Annotated in this window: 16 protein-coding genes; 8 read left to right on the top strand and 8 right to left on the bottom strand. The window is 39.4% G+C overall.

Going from position 1 to position 17,535, the window contains the following annotated elements; genetic code table 11:
* The first annotated feature begins 1 nt into the window (after nucleotide 1).
* The 6 genes from BQ7314_RS06915 to zapD all read left to right on the top strand — a co-directional run bounded on the left by BQ7314_RS06915 (nucleotide 2) and on the right by zapD (nucleotide 4,951).
* Complete coding sequence (locus BQ7314_RS06915; protein ID WP_174482970.1) at nucleotides 2-754, top strand: ABC transporter ATP-binding protein; 753 nt, start codon at nucleotides 2-4, stop codon at nucleotides 752-754.
* Nucleotides 747-1,742 (top strand): MlaD family protein, encoded by a 996-nt coding sequence (locus tag BQ7314_RS06910; protein ID WP_174482969.1) that lies wholly within the window; start codon nucleotides 747-749, stop codon nucleotides 1,740-1,742. The genes BQ7314_RS06915 and BQ7314_RS06910 overlap by 8 nt, the downstream gene beginning before the upstream one ends.
* A gap of 3 nt (nucleotides 1,743-1,745) precedes the next feature.
* Nucleotides 1,746-2,345, top strand: a complete 600-nt coding sequence (locus tag BQ7314_RS06905; protein WP_174482968.1) for a PqiC family protein — start codon at nucleotides 1,746-1,748, stop codon at nucleotides 2,343-2,345.
* Between the two features lie 366 nt (nucleotides 2,346-2,711).
* Nucleotides 2,712-3,581 (top strand): prepilin peptidase, encoded by an 870-nt coding sequence (locus tag BQ7314_RS06900; protein WP_174482967.1) that lies wholly within the window; start codon nucleotides 2,712-2,714, stop codon nucleotides 3,579-3,581.
* 6 nt (nucleotides 3,582-3,587) lie between these two features.
* The gene (gene coaE / locus BQ7314_RS06895) at nucleotides 3,588-4,181 is read left to right on the top strand and encodes a dephospho-CoA kinase (protein ID WP_174482966.1); all 594 of its coding nucleotides are present in this window, start codon (nucleotides 3,588-3,590) and stop codon (nucleotides 4,179-4,181) included.
* Complete coding sequence (gene zapD / locus BQ7314_RS06890) at nucleotides 4,178-4,951, top strand: cell division protein ZapD (protein WP_245394936.1); 774 nt, start codon at nucleotides 4,178-4,180, stop codon at nucleotides 4,949-4,951. The genes coaE and zapD overlap by 4 nt, the downstream gene beginning before the upstream one ends.
* On the opposite strand, the gene BQ7314_RS06885 is transcribed toward zapD, so the two are convergent.
* Together BQ7314_RS06885 and BQ7314_RS06880 are read right to left on the bottom strand one after the other, a co-directional pair.
* Nucleotides 4,948-5,430 (bottom strand): transcriptional repressor, encoded by a 483-nt coding sequence (locus tag BQ7314_RS06885; protein ID WP_174482965.1) that lies wholly within the window; start codon nucleotides 5,428-5,430, stop codon nucleotides 4,948-4,950. The genes zapD and BQ7314_RS06885 overlap by 4 nt on opposite strands.
* Before the next feature lies 1 nt (nucleotide 5,431).
* On the bottom strand, nucleotides 5,432-7,417 hold the full coding sequence (locus BQ7314_RS06880) for a TonB-dependent receptor (RefSeq protein ID WP_174482964.1): 1,986 nt from the start codon (nucleotides 7,415-7,417) through the stop codon (nucleotides 5,432-5,434).
* Nucleotides 7,418-7,709: 292 nt separating this feature from the next.
* Between BQ7314_RS06880 and BQ7314_RS06875 the strand changes: the two genes are divergently transcribed.
* Nucleotides 7,710-9,113, top strand: coding sequence for a hemolysin family protein (locus BQ7314_RS06875; protein WP_174482963.1), 1,404 nt, complete (start codon nucleotides 7,710-7,712; stop codon nucleotides 9,111-9,113).
* On the top strand, nucleotides 9,110-10,393 hold the full coding sequence (locus BQ7314_RS06870) for a hemolysin family protein (RefSeq protein WP_174482962.1): 1,284 nt from the start codon (nucleotides 9,110-9,112) through the stop codon (nucleotides 10,391-10,393). Before BQ7314_RS06875 ends, BQ7314_RS06870 begins: the two co-directional genes overlap by 4 nt.
* A gap of 167 nt (nucleotides 10,394-10,560) precedes the next feature.
* On the opposite strand, the gene lnt is transcribed toward BQ7314_RS06870, so the two are convergent.
* The 6 genes from lnt to BQ7314_RS06840 form a co-directional block, all read right to left on the bottom strand.
* The gene (gene lnt, locus BQ7314_RS06865) at nucleotides 10,561-12,129 is read right to left on the bottom strand and encodes an apolipoprotein N-acyltransferase (RefSeq protein WP_174482961.1); all 1,569 of its coding nucleotides are present in this window, start codon (nucleotides 12,127-12,129) and stop codon (nucleotides 10,561-10,563) included.
* A 119-nt stretch (nucleotides 12,130-12,248) separates the two neighbouring features.
* Nucleotides 12,249-13,295: a UDP-3-O-(3-hydroxymyristoyl)glucosamine N-acyltransferase gene (gene lpxD / locus BQ7314_RS06860; protein WP_174482960.1), complete on the bottom strand. Its 1,047-nt coding sequence runs from the start codon at nucleotides 13,293-13,295 to the stop codon at nucleotides 12,249-12,251.
* Between the two features lie 124 nt (nucleotides 13,296-13,419).
* The gene (locus tag BQ7314_RS06855; RefSeq protein WP_174482977.1) at nucleotides 13,420-13,764 is read right to left on the bottom strand and encodes a PBPRA1643 family SWIM/SEC-C metal-binding motif protein; all 345 of its coding nucleotides are present in this window, start codon (nucleotides 13,762-13,764) and stop codon (nucleotides 13,420-13,422) included.
* Between the two features lie 88 nt (nucleotides 13,765-13,852).
* On the bottom strand, nucleotides 13,853-14,800 hold the full coding sequence (locus BQ7314_RS06850) for a COG2958 family protein (RefSeq protein WP_174482959.1): 948 nt from the start codon (nucleotides 14,798-14,800) through the stop codon (nucleotides 13,853-13,855).
* A 99-nt stretch (nucleotides 14,801-14,899) separates the two neighbouring features.
* Entirely contained in the window at nucleotides 14,900-17,224 is a 2,325-nt protein-coding gene (locus BQ7314_RS06845) for a heavy metal translocating P-type ATPase (protein WP_174482958.1), read from the bottom strand.
* Between the two features lie 39 nt (nucleotides 17,225-17,263).
* Nucleotides 17,264-17,476, bottom strand: a complete 213-nt coding sequence (locus BQ7314_RS06840; protein WP_174482957.1) for a heavy-metal-associated domain-containing protein — start codon at nucleotides 17,474-17,476, stop codon at nucleotides 17,264-17,266.
* Between the last annotated feature and the right edge of the window lie 59 nt (nucleotides 17,477-17,535).

Raw genomic sequence — 17,535 nt, 5'->3', positions numbered from 1 at the left:
TATGAAAGAAGTGCATATTGAAGTAAACAACTTGACTATGGCTTATGATGATTTCGTCATTCAGCAGCAACTTAATTTTAAAATTCACAAGGGTGATATTTTTATTGTGATGGGCGGAAATGGCTGTGGTAAAAGCACTTTACTCAGGCATCTGCTGGGCTTGAAAAAACCCGCCAAAGGTGAGATTTATTATCAAAATAAAAATTTATGGGCTATTTCTGAGGCAGAGCGTAAGAAAATTATGCGCAGCAATGGGGTTATGTATCAAAGCGGTGCATTATGGAGTTCTTTAACCTTGGCTGAAAATATTGCTTTACCCTTAAAAGAATATACTGATTTGAGTGATCATGAAATTCAAGGCTTGGCGTATTTTAAATTAGCCTTAGTAGGTTTAGTGGGCTTTGAAGAATATTACCCCTCAGAAATTAGTGGTGGCATGAAAAAAAGGGCAGGACTGGCACGAGCTTTGGCTTTAGATCCTGATATTTTGTTTTTTGATGAGCCTTCGGCAGGCTTAGACCCCGTTAGTGCCAAATTATTAGATGATTTGATTTTAAGTATACAGGCAAGTTTAGGTGCTACCATTGTAGTAGTTACGCATGATTTACCGAGTCTATTTGCCATTGGTACGGATGCCATCTTTCTTGATACTATGAGTAAAACATTGATTGCTCAAGGTGCGCCCAATGATTTACTGAAAAACTGCCCTAACCCTACTGTGCAACAATTTTTAAGCCGAGGAATGAATGAGTAAACAAGCCAATCCAACTATTATTGGAGTTTTTGTTCTAGGGGCGGTGCTTATTGTGATTTTAGGGATTACCGTATTTACCAGTGGTAAGTGGTTCACTGAAAAATCTGAGTTCGTCATTTATTTTAATGAATCAGTCAACGGCTTAAATGTAGGGGCTTTAGTAAAAATGCAAGGCGTGCCTATCGGTAAAGTGACAGATATCCAAGTGCAACTTGACCCAGAAACTAAACAAATATTAACGCCTGTTTTTATTGAGATAGATCACGCAAAGTGCCAGCAACTTTTACAGATAAAAGAAGTCAATAGCAAGCAAATGTTAATGGAGCAGTTAGTCAAAAATGGATTGCGCATGCAGTTGCAATACACCAGTTTAGTAACAGGACAATTATATGTGCAGTCCTTACTGCAACCAGGTACGCCGGTGGTTTTAACGGGTTTAAATAAAGATTATGCCGAATTGCCAGCGATTGCTTCGAGTAGTGTGCAGGTACAAAAAAGCATTGCTGATATCATGCGAGATATTCAGGCTATTCCTTTTCAGGAGTTGTTTTCAGAGTTATTAATAACGGTTAAAAATATTAAGCAAATAACCGGCTCTGAAGAGACTAAGCAGGCAATTAGAAATTTATCATCCTCATTAGCAGAGCTGCAAGAGATACTTAAGTCTGTTAAACCGCACGCTAAAGCCATTGCACTCAATGCAGAGAAAACATTGCAACGTAGTAGTCAACTTATGCGCAAGCTAGAAGGTGCAGTTGATCCTCTTCTATTGGAAGTAAGAGAATCATTGGCGAATGCGAATCAAACCCTATTGAGTCTTCAAAATAGCGCGCAGAGTGCTGATGGCTTATTGCATGAAGATGGGCCATTACAGCAAAACTTTAATCGTACTCTGGATGAAATTCGTCGCTCGGCAAATTCTTTACGTTTATTAACAGATTATTTAGAACAGCATCCAGAAGCATTACTACAAGGTAAAAAGGATTAAGTTATGCGATTACGAATTATTGAAATAATCAGTGTGTTACTGGCTTTATCCGCCTGTAGTGTCAGCCCAAAGTCTAATATTTATTTACTGCAGGCGGTCGAACCCATTCAGGCTAAGTTCGTTACTCAAAAGCCCATTAGTATTTATTTACAGCCGGTAAATTTTCCAGATTATTTAGAGCGGCCGCAAATGGTGCTACGCAAGAATGCTGTGACCTTAGGTATAGAAGAATTTCAACGCTGGGGAGAGCCGTTAAACGCTTCTTTTGAACGTGTTTTGAGAGAAAACCTAGAAATGCGTTTGTCACTAGCAACCGTGCTTAGCAAAAAAACTTTTAGGACAATGGTGTTTGATTATCAGCTAGCTATTGATGTTAGTCGTTTTGATACTAATGCACAGCAACAAGCTATTTTGCAACTTCATTGGGCTATACTGAATGGAGCTGGGGATAAGCTTTTATTTTTTAGCTCCGAGATAATTACAGTGCCGATAAAGGCAGATAATTTTCAGGCACGAGTCGAAGCGCAAAGCGCGGCTGTTGCAATTTTGACAAATAAAGTGGCTGCTCAACTCAGAAATCGGGGGTTTGATAAAACTCACTAAACAAAGAAACTAGGAAATATTGATGATAAAATGCAAATTATGCGCGTATCATCAAGAATTTTTTGTATTTTAAGTATCAATAGTATGATAGTAACTAAAATTCCAGAGCTCAAAAAAACAAAAAATAACCACAACCCAATGCTAACTAAAAACACCGAAATTACTAGCCTAAAGGCAAGTACCAAGCGACGAGAACAACATTTTAATGGGACAGTAGAATAAACCCTGAAAATTCTTATATTTTGTTGCAAAACTAACTATCATTATACGGTACTAAAAATTAAGCACATAAAACCTTTGTGTGCTTTAGCTTACTCCAGGTTGCATTTAATAGCCTCACCCTTTTACTTATACATTTTCGCCTCTATGTCTCCTTATTCCATTATTTTAGATTCCCCCATTCTCCTCAGCTTACTCGCTGGAGTAGTGGGCTTATTAGTCGGTAGTTTTCTTAATGTTGTTATTTACCGGCTACCGGTAATGATGCAACAAGGCTGGAAACAGGAATGTCAGGAGTTTCTTGAACTACCTATTGATGCCCCTACCGAACCTTTTAATTTATCGCTACCCGCTTCACATTGCCCTAAATGTAAATCAGGTATTAAGGCTTACCAAAACATTCCCGTCCTTAGTTACTTATTTTTGCGTGGTAAATGTGCTAATTGTAGCGTGTCTATTGCTGCACGCTATCCTTTTATTGAAGCACTAACAGGCGTGTTGTCCGCTATCGTTGCTTATCAATTAGGGGGGCAAATCGAAACCTTATTTGCGCTAATCCTAACGTGGACGCTTATTGCGCTTAGTGGTATTGATTTTGATCATCAATTATTACCAGACAATATAACTCTTCCAGTATTATGGTTAGGTCTATTATTAAGTTTATTTAATATCTTCACCGACCCAGTCTCTAGCATTATTGGTGCAATTGCAGGCTATATGGTTTTGTGGACTATTTACCAGCTATTTAAACTACTGACAGGCAAAGAAGGCATGGGGTATGGTGACTTTAAACTACTTGCCTTATTTGGGGCTTGGTTAGGCTGGCAATATCTACCCTTAATTATCCTACTATCATCTTTAGTCGGCGCAATTATCGGCGTGTCTATGATTCTAGTGCTCGGTCGTGATAAAAATATCCCTATTCCTTTTGGTCCTTATCTCGCTATTGCTGGTTGGATAGCATTATTATGGGGTGATCAACTCAATACTCTGTACCTAAACAGTGTAGGCTTATAAGTCAGTATGTATAAAGTAGGACTTACTGGCGGGATAGGCTGTGGCAAAACAACCGTATCCAACTTATTTAAACAGCTTTCCGTACCTGTGCTTGATGCTGATGAAATTGCTCATGCACTTGTCATCCCTGGTGGGGAAGCACTCACTAAAATCAGCCAGCAATTCGGTAAAGCATATATTTTGCCCGATGGCAACTTAGACCGTAATAAACTCAGGGAAACTATTTTCAGTGATAGTGAGAAAAAATCTTTGCTGGAAAAAATCATGCATCCTCTTATTTATGCAGAAATAAATCAGCAACTTAGTAAATTGACTACACCTTATACCATACTATCTATCCCGCTTTTACTAGAAACCAAGATGCAAGCGTTTGTCGATCATATCTTAGTGATTGACTGCCCTATGGAAGTACAGATTAATCGGGTAAAATTACGTGATAAACTCAGTGCGGCACAAATTACCGCGATTATCCACAGCCAAGTAAGTCGAAGCGAACGTCTAGCACAAGCAGACAGTATTATTGACAACAGTCAAGAGCAACTCAAGCTAAGCCAACAAGTCAAACACTTACACGAGCAATTTCTAAAACAAGCACAGTGACTACAGAATATATTAGTTATGAATTCCCTCTTAATGAACGCATCCGTGTCTTCATTCGCCTAGAACAACTGTTTTTACAACTCGACCATTTCTTGGCAGGTACAAGTATTTGGGATAAACGTACGACGGTGAGTACGCTAGTCGATATTTTACAAATTTTCACGCGCCATGATTTAAAAGCCGAAACTCTTAAAGAGCTTGAGCGCCATTCCAATAGATTAAACCAGCTTTCAACTCATGAAGGCGTAGATACCAAAAGGCTACGTCAAATTATCAGTGAATTAAACTCTACCAGCAAAATTCTCTATGCAACCAACGGAAAAATAGACCTTTCCAGCATGGAAAGTGACTTATTCAAAACCATCACTCAGCGCAGTAGCATTCCCGGTGGCACTTGTTCATTTGATCTGCCCTCTTATCATTTTTGGCTAGAGCAGAATACAGAACTGCAAGAACAAGATTTTAATTTGTGGATCAATCAATTTGCAACCATCCGCAGGGCCATTGACCTGATTTTAAATTTTATTCGTTTAAGCGGTGAAACCAGCAACAATACGGCTGAAAAAGGTTTTTATCAATTTAATTTAGAACCCTTACTCCCATACCAGATAATCACCATAAAACTGTTACGATCTGCGCCCTATTTTGTCGAAATCAGTGGTGGAAGGCATCGTTTTACTGCACGCTTTATGCATGCTGCAAGCGGTACAACTCGCCCCAAACAAGTCACTGAAGATGTTGACTTCCAACTTATCCAATGTATTTTTTAGCGACAACTCGCACACAAGCCATGCAATTCTAAAGTTAGACACTGCGGTTTAAACTGCATGGACTCACTTAAAGCAAATAAGCTGTCATACACTGCTGTTGCATCCACCTCATAAGCATTCTTACAGTTATCACAAATCAAGATCACTGACTTATGCTGCTTTTCCGCTTGTAAACAGCCGATAAATGCATTCAGTGATTCTATTTTATGCACCAATCCAGCTGCCATTAAAAAATCCAAAGCACGGTAAATAGTCACCGGTTTTGCTTTGGGGTCTTCCAGCTTAAACAGATCTAATAATTCATACGCACCAATAGCCTTATGGCTAGTACAAATTAACTCCAGAATGCGTTTTCTAATCGCTGTCAAGCGTACGCCTTTTTGGCTACAAATCTGTTCTGCTGCTTGTAGCGCATGCTGCATACAACCCTTATGGTTATGTGGCTGCTGTACCGCTTTGTTATCGATAGTCTCTGACATATTAAAAGCTCACTCTGATACCAACTTCCGCACCTCGACCCGGCTCTGGTGCCACCTCTTTTAAAAACGAAGTAGAATTACGGATGGTCTCATTTAATAAATTATTCGCTTTGACAAAAAATAAAGCATCTACTTTATCCGCAAGGCGCACACTGTAATTGATATTCATACCTAATAATAAATAACCTGGCGTATTAGATTCATTCTCACCTGCATGCGTTTGCGCCTCAGCTCGCGTTAAACGTAAGCCAGCAGCAAAGGCATCATAGCCAGTATAATCTAGCTGAAAACCATAGCGTAGTGGTGGCATACGAGGCACATTGCCACCGCCACTTAATTCACCGCGTACAAAATCACTAAATAAAGTCATATCGAACTGATTATTCTCCCCGTCCCAAACCGGAAAAACCACTTGTGCTTCAAAACCATAAAAACGTGCATCCTTTTGCATTGCTTGATAAACAGGTAAACAAGAAGCTCCATCAGCGCAAACCGTGACAAAAGACTCACTACCCATATCAAACCAATCACCGGTATTATTCTGGATAATATAATTATTACTCCAATTATGGAATAAATTGAGTTCGGTACTCACCCAGTCAAAATCAGTTTTGAAACTAAACTCTAAATTATAAGAGGTCTCTAGCCCCAGATTTTCATCACCTAACTCATAACTTTGCGCGGCAAAATGCACCCCATCAGAAAATAATTCTTGTACATCGGGTGCGCGTTGCGCATGAGTGAATGCTAAACTCATAAACACATCATCAGTCACATGCCACAAAGCTGATAATGAGGCACTTACTGGCGTATGCTGCTTACGGGCAAAACCTTCAGCATCAACTTGTTGATGCTCAACTCGTAAGCCCAGCTCATAAGTCACTGCGCCTGCATGTATATCTTCAACAATAAAACCTGCATAATTTTGTACGGATGAAGGCGGTATAAACGCTTCTTCGCCTATCGCTTCAATGTCTTTACTCTGCGCCTGAAACCCAAAAACCCCATGATCAATAAAACTTAGAGACTTATGCACTAATTCCGCTCGCCCTTCAATGCCCTGATTATCAAATTGCGTTCCAACCGTTATGCCGTCTTCTAACTCCACATGCTGATAATCATTATAGGCAAAACGTAGCTTTATCGCTTCTACCCAAGAAAACGGCTCATACAACTCAGCTTTTAAATCATAGCGATTTTGCTGTAAATCAATACGTACCAGTTCATCAACAGGCGGTACACCGTAATTATTATCCAAATGATTATATGAAAATCCGATCATCCCCCAATCGTCAACCCAAGAAGCCCCTATCGTGCCACTCCAGCTTTGTGCATCCGTATTCGACACATAGCCTAAACCATTCGACTCCGTAGGCACATCATAATTACCGCTATCACGAAAAAAACCATCGACATGCCAAGCGACTTTATCCAAACCACCATCATGCTTTAGGGCACTACTCCACTGATTCGACACTGAGTTATAGCGTTGCTCAAAAGTCGTACTTAGAGCTTCTGGCATATACATAGGGATACGGTTATCGATAACATTCACAATACCACCTATCGCGCCACTGCCATATAACAAACTCGCCGGCCCGCGTAATACTTCAATTCGCTCTGCCAATAAAGCTTCGGTACTGTTCGCATGATCAGGGCTAACCCCTGAAACATCAAGACTACCCAAGCCATTTTGCAGTACCAATACGCGATTACCTACTTGCCCACGAATCACCGGCTGACCTACACTAGAACCAAAAGACATACTGTGTATACCTAATTCTTGTTTTAGAGTCTCGCCAATAGTCGTCGCTTGCTTAAGTGCTAAATCGTCACCTTCTAAAATATTAACGGGGTGTACCGTTTCCGATGCCTTTTTATGCAAAGGCGCTGAAACAATCACAGGCTCTAATTCTTGCACCTCTTCAGCCATCAGGGAACTAGAAACACCGATAAAAAATAATAAGGAAACCTGTCTACGCTCCATTCTGAACTACTCCAAACAAACAAAAAAATGAAATGTTATAATATTACATTAATACTTATCATACAAAATTATATTTTTATCGCTATTTAATTCAGATCGAACAAAACCTCACCTACTCAATAAACATCCGTTTGATCTAGCGATCACCCATAAGGTATGGTTTGCTAAACTAGAATAAACCTCATTACATTTAATCAATATGCTAAGCTTATAGTTTGATATTTAGGTACCTCTGATCAAACTGACTCACCTTACTTAACCTCAATACTAAGCGTTTACTTTGGCATACAGCATGGAACCTTACTTAACGGAAATAACTCAGCAAGCTGCGGCCTTTTGGACATTTATTACTCCAAAGAATTCACCTATGGATGACCCAGAAGTACTCGTGAGAATAGTGGTTCAAGTATTTTTGTTAATCGGTTCGGCATTATTTTCCAGTTCAGAAACTGCATTATTTTCTTTATCCCGAATTGATTTACAAAACCTACTCAAGCAAAAGCACCCCTTAGCAACGACAATTAATAATCTATTAGAGCAACCTAGACGTTTAATTATCTCCATCTTATGCGGCAATGAATTACTCAATATCGCAGCAGCCGCTAATATGACAATTATATTAGTCAAACTCTACGGTCAAGAAGATGCTGGCTGGATTACTCTATTGCTAATGGTGCCGCTACTGCTCGTTTTTGGAGAAGTTACACCCAAAACTATTGCAGTTTCCAACCCTGTTGTGGTTAGTACGCGCATTATTGTGCCCGTTATACGTATATGGATTAAACTCGTCGCGCCTTTACGCTGGGTAGTCTGGAAAATTTCTGATCGGGTGACTACGCTCTTGGTTGGCAAGGAAAAATCCTCAGACAATATTTTACATATTGATGAGTTTAGAACTTTAGTGGACGACGTTGTCAAAAATGGCGAATTAGGCAGCTCAGAAAAACTAATGATTTTTAATTTGCTGGAGGCCGGCGCGACCGAAGTTATAGAGATCATGATTCCGCGCACGCAAATCCCTTTTGTCAATATTACTTGGGATAAGCAGCAATTAAAACAATTTATTTGCCAAAATAAAATGCACCACTTCCCTGTCTACAAGAAAGACCGAGATAATTTTATTGGCTTTATTCATGCTGCCGATGTAGCTGGAATTTTCTTAGATCCAGGATTACAAGCAAATGATTTTAATATCAAAAGCCTATTATATGACCCTATCGTTATTCCACCGACTAAAAAAGTAAATGAAATGTTAGATTTTTTTAAAACGCATGAAATTAAATCTGCCATCGTTTTAAATGAGTTCGGTGGTGTTGAAGGCTTAGTCACTCTGGAACAAGTGCTGCAATTCGTATTTGGTGAAATATGCCCTAAAGATACATTCCCAGATGTCAACCACGATCCCAGAACAAATATTTATGACGTACCAGGAGATATGAAACTAATTCATATAGAAGATTTAACTCACTTTGTGATTAAAGATAATCGCATGACCACTATTGGTGGTGTGGTGTTCCGAAAATTAGATCGATTACCTAAGGTGGGCGATCAAGTGCAATTAGAAGACTTACTTATGACAGTTTTAGCAATGGATGGTCATAGAATATCACGCGTACAGTTGGCTAAAGGCGTAAAAATGAAAGAACCTCCTGCTCCTGCTAAGGGTACTGCTAACTATGAAAGAGAACAAATATGAATGTCCTGAATTCAGGTGTTATCGAAACATTAGTGTTAATGCTTATTTTATTACTGATAAAAGGTTTCTTCTCCGGCTCAGAAATTGCTTTAGTTAGTTCTGATAAAATAAAAATGCGCCATAAAGCACGCATGGGACATAAAGGTGCACAAATCGTTTTAGACTTATTTAAAACACCGGACATTTTATTGGGCACAACCCTGGTGGGCACTAACATTGCTACGGTAGCACTGACTACATTAGGGACTTTATTAATGGTGAAATACTTTGGTGATGACGGTGATTTATATGCTCTATTGATCTATTCACCGATTTTTCTTATCTTTGGTGAAATTGTTCCTAAAAGTATTTACCAGCAAAATGCTAACACCATCGCACCTGCTATTGTGCGTGTGTTACGTCTATTCTCTTTGCTGTTTTACCCCATTATTTTTATTTTTTCACGCATTGCACGCACTGTCGCAAAAATAGTCGGTGCCGGCAATCCTGACTCTAGCCTTTTTATCTCGCGCGAACAAATGCGCTCAATTGTTGAAATGGCAGAAATGGGTAGTAATTTAGATGATTTCGACCGTAACCGTATTAAACGTGCCATTAACTTTGCTGATACCATCGTCGGTCAAGTCATGACCCCAGTCCCAGATATGGTTGCATTAGATCAAAATACCTCGCTAGGAAATGCCGTTAGACTATCCCAAAGTATGCATTTTCATGATATTCCTGTGTACCAAAATAATATCAGCAATATTGTCGGCATATTATCGCTAGAGCCTTGGGAAGTATTGGAACTAGACTTAGAGCAGAAAACGTTACTACAGGTTATTAAACCTGCTTTATACGTTACGGAAAATCAATACTTAGAGGAACTATTTCATTTATTTGACCAACAAAACTGCAATACGGCCATTGTTGTTGATGAGTTCGGCTCTACTACTGGCATTATAGATAAACAGGATTTATATGAAGAAGTGGTCGGTGATCTTGAAAGTAGCCCTGAAGAAAGCTCACGCCGTCGTTATAATCAAAAAATGTTATTTCAAGAACTGGGGCAAGACTGCTATATGATTGATGCTAAGTTACCAATAGCCGAAGTTAATGATATTTTAGGTATTAATATCAATGCCTCTGAATTCTACTCATTAGGTGGTTTTATGCTCTCACATTTGCATCACTTACCCAAAACGGGGGAAAGCATTAATGAATGTGGTTACAACTTTATCATTCATTCCATGACCGCACGAGCGATTAAAACAATTAAAGTTGAGAGGTTGGTTAACTAATAAATAGGCTGTAACGGGAGTCTACTAAAAACCTCCCAATATCAGAGATTAATATTTTTGCATAATCAACCGTTTGTTTATCTTAGATTTCAGAAAAAGAGTTAAAGGTTGGTATCTAATCTACTAGTAGCGAAATATACATATTAGGGCTTATCACAAAAATCCCTCTACCCACCCCGATTCTTTACTACGCGCACGCGCACCCCATTCAATAGCAAAAATAATAACAGCCCCCCCAACAAACTTGGCATTAACCAAAAATTCTGTTGATAATAAGTCGCTTTAGGCTCTTTTAAATACGGCACTTCATAAAGCCCTGACCAAGCTTCTTGCATAGGCGATTGCTGTAATATCTCTCCCGAAGCCAGTACCACTGTAGAAATACCGGTATTGGTCGCGCGCACTAATGGGCGGCGTATTTCTACTGCACGGGCTAAGGTCATTATCATATGCTGATAGGGTTCTTGCCATGTACCATACCAAGAGTCATTAGTGACATTAACAATAAATTGCGCGCCTAAATCTGCTAGAGAGACAGAGAAATCAGGAAACAAGCTTTCATAGCAAATTTGTGGGCCTATTTTATAGTCATTTAACGTCAATAATTTCGTTGGGCCTGTACCTCGACCGAAGTTACCGACCATCGGCAACAACTCTCTTAAGACGGGAAAGTACTCTTCTCCTGGTAGGAATTCACCAAAAGCTAATAAAATCGATTTACTGTAATAAGGCGACTGCACTTCACCTTTTTCATTTAAGGTAAATAAGGAATTAGTGATTAAACCTGTTTGCAAGTCTTTGGCATACGAGCCGGTAATTAATGGGACATGTCGATCATTCACATATTGGATTAATTGCTGTGCGTAATGGCTGCTCTGATAGGGGGCATTTAACAAAACGGGGAATGCTGTTTCAGACCATAGAATAAAATCAATTTTTTTACCAATATGTGCACGCAAACCTGCATCAGTAACATCTTGGTATTGTTGAATGATTTTGCTATAAAAACCACGACCAAATTCTGCCGCAACTTTTTCTGCATTACCAATATTGGCTTGCACCAATAAAGCATGGAAAGAAGCATCTGGCTTAGGTAGGAATGCTTTAGTGCTTAAACCAAACGCATTTAACATCATAAAAACAGTAACAAAACGCAGCAGTATTTTATTTCTTGCAGGTTTATCATGCTTATTTTTCCAAGCAAAATATAAAGGCATATTTGCAAGTATAGTGAGCATACTCAAGCCACTAAAGCCTATATATTCTGCTAATTGATAAATTGGCATTTGCACGCCATACCACGCATAGCCAAAATTCCATTTAAATAACATGGGTAGCGCCCACAGACTTAAAGCTGTGCATAAGCTCATAACTAAAATGGATTGCCAGCCAGTATAGAGTTTTTGTTTATAGCCAATAAACCATAAGATTCCAGCAACAGGGACGAATAAATGTGCAATCAACGCAAACAAGAGCATCCCTAAGACAGCAACAAACCAAGGTAAATGAGCAAACTCATGCAATAGATAAGCAACCCAGTTAAAGCCAATCAAAGTAAATACAAACGTGGCTAAAATACCGCTAAGTATGACATTACGTAGCCGTGTTTGCTGCTCCCAGAAAATCCATAGCGGGATAAATGCAAATAACGAAGCCCAAGGCGGAAAGGGGATATAGCTGGTGCCAATTAAAATGCCAGATAAGATAGGCAGTAACCACGGAGTTTTTAAACTCATTTTTAGTACTCTAAGGTAGGGTGGACTTTAGTCCGCTAGGGTAAACGAATGATGGGTTTAATTTTTAAGCTAGGAGGGTGTGGCTTTAGCATGAAAGGCGGACTAAAGTCCGCCCTACGTTATTTATCCAAGCCTTCTAGCTTTTTCTCAACTTCAGATAAACGCTTTAAAATAGCTTTCACTTGGCCTAATAAGGCGGGTAATTTAGGAATACAGGCCATTTCACGCATGACCTGTTTAATCGGTCGATTGGGTGCGCCCCAGACTACCTGGTTTGGCTGTACATCTTTGGATATGCCCGTTCTTGCGGCAGCTGTTGAGCCATCGCCCATCGTAATATGATCGGCAATGCCCACCTGCCCCGCCAAAGTCACACGTTTACCTAAAGTAACACTACCTGACAAACCCACATGGGAGACGATAATACAATGTTCACCAATATTATTGTTATGGGCGATTTGCACGAGGTTATCGATTTTCGTACCTTTCCCAATACGGGTCATGCCAAAAGTCGCTCTATCGACACAGACATTACAGCCAATCTCGACGTTATCCTCAATTAAGACACCGCCTAATTGCGGCACTTTTTTCTGTTGTTGACCATCCCAGAAATAACCAAAGCCATCACCGCCAATCACAGTGCCTGAATGAATAATGACATGATTACCCAAGGTCACTTTAGACAAAATCGAAACATTCGGGCCAATTCTACAGCTCTCACCAATCACGACATCATGACCAATAAAGGTATTCGCATCAATCGATGTACCTGCACCAATAGTGACATGATCTTGAATACAAACATGTGCCGCAAGCGCGACATTAGCGGCAAGACTCACTTGCTCTTCAGAAATCACCGCTGAGCTATGAATGCCGGAGAACTTAGCTTCAGATTTATCAAACATCATCATAATGCCAATAAAAGTTTCTTTAGGTTTATCGACCTTCAAGATATTTTTACCTGCCAAGTCAGGAAAACTTTTAGGTACAATAAGAAGTGACGCATTACTTTGTTGAGCTGCCGCTAAATACTTATCATTTTCGGCAAATGAAATCTCACCTGAAACAGCCAAATCCAAAGAATTCACCGCAGTGACTTCCGTATTTTTATCCCCAACTAACTCACCACCCACCTGTTGCTGAATATCAGCCAAATGCATTAACATCTTCTATTCCTTATAAAAAAATAGCTAACGCCTGCATCATTTGACGTAAAAAGGGGCATTTTTTGCCTTAGTAAAAAAATGAAGCTTTTTACGGTCAAGTGGATGCAATTGTTAATACTTTTATTTATGCAGATAGCACACTACCTGAGCCACAACATTTCTTATATTTCTTCCCACTTCCACATTGACAGGGTTCATTTCTACCCATCTTTTTCAATGTCACTGGGGCTGGAGGGTCTAACATTTTTTCCAAATCAGAAATATCCTCTGGTTTATCCGTTTCAAAACCGATGATATACTGCCATCCATGTTCTGTGCATTTTTCTGCAACATACCTCGCCTTTTCATCTGAATGAACACGAACAATAATTGGTCTCTTTTCTGTTCCTAGTTTTGCCATACTTCTTTTCCCCCTCAGGATAGACTTGTTAGCACTCTTTCTTCGCGATCTTTTGCACGAGGGAAAGATTTGTCTATATTTACTTCCCTTATGCTAACTCTGTTTTTTGTTACTCTCAAGAAGCTCATTCTAAACGATCTGAAATAAACGTGAATTTTTACAATTTATTCCAATCTTTTGCTCTAACCCTACCTGTTTGATAATAAGTAGAAACAAGTTCTATATAATCTTTGAAATCAGGATTTTCAACTAAAATTCTATTAACCGACAGCCAATCAATTTCTGCTCTTGCTTTTGATGGAAGCATCATTTCACTTTCAGTTGGATTTTCCACATTAAGCAAGATAATACCTACACCATGTAAAGCTGAGAGCATTCTTAGTTCCTGCTCAACATTAGCATCTGATATAGAGGTTGCAACTAAATAGCTTTCATTTGCCCAACTAGAATTACTAACTGTTTGAAAAAAGCTCTTTCTAACATTTGAACTATTTAATTCTTTTTTTACCTCAAATGACCAAAGGCGAACACTTTGCCCTGCACCTTGTTTAATACAATTCCTTATTAATTCATTCCATTCTTTATCAACTGTTTGCATAGCGACAATATCTGGGTGTAGCCATTGATTGCCACCACTGCCCCTAGAGTTTTTTGAACACTTTTCATCTATACGCTGACAGTATAATTTTAATTCAGACTTTAGATAGGTAATTAAAATTGGATATAAATCATGTTCAGAGTATGGGCTATTTGAAATGACAATATCAGTGTCAATATTTCCTGTTTCTTCTTCGGCTAACTCATACTTTTCTTTTACCTCTTGAGTATTTTTCGTGCTATACCAGTAAATACGTGGTCTTGGCTTGTCTTGCCAAAAAATATGATTATCATTTTTTATAATATTTTCTTTTTGTGAACCAATTTCAGCAACGACTTGAGAAATAAATGATTTTTCATTTTCAAAACGAGGATTTAATTTTTTCTCGGCGTAATCTTCAGGGTATGCCTCCACAATTTTCTCTGCTATCTGACGAGCATTAAATTTTTTATCTGGATTGTCTTTCAGAAATTTAACTATTTTTTGTGATTGAGAGAGTTTTTGCACTTTTTACCTTTAAATATACTTCATTTTCTGAAAACTGTTTTTTAAAGCTAACAACCTTAATAAGCGCTGTTAGCTATCATGTTTTAATTTGAAACTAAATTAAGCCAAGCTCTTTTTAAAAGCCGCGACTAAATCTAAAATCTGCTGTTTATAATCCATTTTTTCACTCGCATTTAAGTCCATCCAACGTAGGCGGTTAGCATTTGCAACCACAGTCACAGAAGACATAGCCATCGCTGCCCCAGCAATCATTGGGCTTAATAGGATACCAAACATGGGATACAACAAACCTGCGGCAATAGGGATACTCAGTGAATTATAAATAAATGCACCAAATAGGTTTTGTTGAATATTAGTGACTGTTGCTCTGGAAAGTAACATTGCTTCAGGCACTTTTAATAATGAACCTTGCAAAATCACAATATCAGCACTTTCTATAGCGACATCTGTACCTGTACCAATCGCAATACCCACATCCGCTTGAGCCAAGGCTGGCGCATCATTAATACCATCACCCACCATGCCAACCACTTGACCCGCTTGTTGTAGCTCTTTAACAATAGCCGCTTTATCTTGTGGCAAAACTTGAGCACGTACTTCAGTAATTCCAGCTTGTTTGGCAATGGCTTGTGCAGTCGCGGTATTATCTCCCGTCACCATAAGTACACGCACGCCTTGTTCTTGTAATTTTTTTATAGCGGCGGCCGAATCAGCTTTGATCGGATCTGCAACAGCAATAATGCCCGCAACCTGACCATTAACTGCTAACAGCATTGGCGTTTGTCCTTGCTCAGCTAAATTCAGCATAGTCGCTTTAAATGCCTCACAATCAACATTTTCTTCTTGCATTAAAGCTTCATTGCCAAACAATACAGTTTGTTCTTTAATTAAAGCAGAAACGCCGTGACCGGCAACAGCATGAAACTTTTTTGCACGCACTAATTTTAATTCTTTCGCTTCAGCAGCATTCATAATCGCTGATGCCAAAGGATGCTCAGAACCTTTTTCGATACTCGCTGCTAACTGTAAAACATCATCCTGTGTATAGTTTGCATAGGCTTCGACAGTAGCAACCGTTGGCTTACCTTCTGTCACCGTACCTGTTTTATCCAGTACTAAACTCGTTATTTTGCCAGCAGTTTGTAAAGCATCACCATTACGGATCAAAATACCTGACTGTGCTGAACGACCCACTGCCACCATAACCGATATTGGTGTTGCCAGCCCTAATGCACAAGGGCACGCAATCACTAATACAGTCATAGCCGTAACAAAGGCATAGCCCAAAGAAGGATCAGGCCCCCAAGTATTCCAGATAATAAAGGTAATTACCGAAATGATAACCACGACCGGCACAAAAATACTGGCAATTTTATCAGCTAATTTAGCGAGCTCAGGCTTACTGCCTTGTGCTTGACGCACACTTTTAATAATTTGAGCTAACGCTGTATCTCGGCCAATGCGTGTCGCTTGATACATAAAGCTACCTCGCTGGTTCATTGTTCCAGCCGCCACCTTTGATCCTATTACTTTTTCAACCGGTAAAGACTCGCCCGTCAACATAGACTCATCAACTGTAGAATGACCTTCAACCAACACACCATCGACAGCAATTTTTTCACCTGGGCGCACTCTCAATGTTTCGCCTAAGCCAACCTCTTCAATAGGGATGTCTATTTCTTTCCCATCGCGTACTACACGTGCAGTACGCGGCTGCAAGCCAATTAATGCACGAATAGCACTGGAAGTTTTGCCACGCGCCTTTGTTTCTAATGCACTACCAAAATTAATAAAGGCAAGAATAATAATAGAGGCTTCAAAATAAGCATGTGCCGATAAAGACGGTAAATATTCAGAATAATCAATCACCACACAAGAATACAACCAAGCTGAACCCGTCCCCAATGCAATCAAAGTATCCATATTTGCTTGGCCAGATTTTAAAGCTTTAACAGCGCCAACAAAAAAATGTCCACCTGAGTAAAATAAAATACCTAAGGTAATTAAAGCAACTTCAGGCCAAAACCAATTACCTGTAGGTGAACCTATATCTGGAACACCACCAAAATGACCAACAAGCATTAACGGGATACCAAAAACAGCCGCAACCGTAGCCTTACGAACTAACTGACGATAACGTGCCATTTCTTGTTCTTCTTGCTCTGCTGGGTCTTCAAAACCCTCCATAACCGCGGCATCATAACCAGAATCCTTCAAAGATTTTTTCATCAATTCAGGATCCACTGCACCTTTCACTACGGCGGAATGGTCGGCAAAATTCACCTCAACAGAAGTCACGCCTGCAACGGAATTTAAGGCAGACTCTACTGCGCCCACACACCCAGCGCAACGCATCCCCAGTATGGATAAACGAACTTCAGGTTCTGGGCTATCTTCATTTTGAGTGGCATTTTCTTTACTCATAGCTTACCTCTTGCATTTTATTACATACTTTTTTACTATTTAATCTTCTACCGTAAAACCTGCTTTTTCAATCAACTCAATAACATCATCTGCACTAATAACTGCATCATCAAATACCACATCCACATAGTCGTCAACATGGCTGGCATCAACAGATACAATACCCTCTTTATTACCTAGTTCTGTTTTGATAGTATTTTCACAACCACCACATTTCATGCCTGTTACGGTTAATTTTACTGATGTTTTCATTATGGTCTCCTTAACATTATGGATAAATTAGCGTTACATCATACTCGACTAATAAACAA

Source organism: methanotrophic endosymbiont of Bathymodiolus puteoserpentis (Logatchev), assembly GCF_900128525.1.
Lineage (GTDB): Bacteria > Pseudomonadota > Gammaproteobacteria > Methylococcales > Methylomonadaceae > Methyloprofundus.
Note: the sequence above shows the minus strand (reverse complement) of the source record. Positions and strands in the feature narration are given on the sequence as shown.

Excerpts from the sequence above, each read along its gene's own strand:
- BQ7314_RS06915 (WP_174482970.1), top strand. The coding sequence starts at position 2 with ATGAAAGAAGTGCATATTGAAGTAAACAACTTGACTATGGCTTATGAT.
- BQ7314_RS06910 (WP_174482969.1), top strand. The coding sequence starts at position 747 with ATGAGTAAACAAGCCAATCCAACTATTATTGGAGTTTTTGTTCTAGGG.
- BQ7314_RS06905 (WP_174482968.1), top strand. The coding sequence starts at position 1,746 with ATGCGATTACGAATTATTGAAATAATCAGTGTGTTACTGGCTTTATCC.
- BQ7314_RS06900 (WP_174482967.1), top strand. The coding sequence starts at position 2,712 with ATGTCTCCTTATTCCATTATTTTAGATTCCCCCATTCTCCTCAGCTTA.
- coaE (WP_174482966.1), top strand. The coding sequence starts at position 3,588 with ATGTATAAAGTAGGACTTACTGGCGGGATAGGCTGTGGCAAAACAACC.
- BQ7314_RS06885 (WP_174482965.1), bottom strand. The coding sequence starts at position 5,430 with ATGTCAGAGACTATCGATAACAAAGCGGTACAGCAGCCACATAACCAT.
- BQ7314_RS06880 (WP_174482964.1), bottom strand. The coding sequence starts at position 7,417 with ATGGAGCGTAGACAGGTTTCCTTATTATTTTTTATCGGTGTTTCTAGT.
- BQ7314_RS06875 (WP_174482963.1), top strand. The coding sequence starts at position 7,710 with ATGGAACCTTACTTAACGGAAATAACTCAGCAAGCTGCGGCCTTTTGG.
- BQ7314_RS06870 (WP_174482962.1), top strand. The coding sequence starts at position 9,110 with ATGAATGTCCTGAATTCAGGTGTTATCGAAACATTAGTGTTAATGCTT.
- lnt (WP_174482961.1), bottom strand. The coding sequence starts at position 12,129 with ATGAGTTTAAAAACTCCGTGGTTACTGCCTATCTTATCTGGCATTTTA.
- lpxD (WP_174482960.1), bottom strand. The coding sequence starts at position 13,295 with ATGTTAATGCATTTGGCTGATATTCAGCAACAGGTGGGTGGTGAGTTA.
- BQ7314_RS06845 (WP_174482958.1), bottom strand. The coding sequence starts at position 17,224 with ATGAGTAAAGAAAATGCCACTCAAAATGAAGATAGCCCAGAACCTGAA.
- BQ7314_RS06840 (WP_174482957.1), bottom strand. The coding sequence starts at position 17,476 with ATGAAAACATCAGTAAAATTAACCGTAACAGGCATGAAATGTGGTGGT.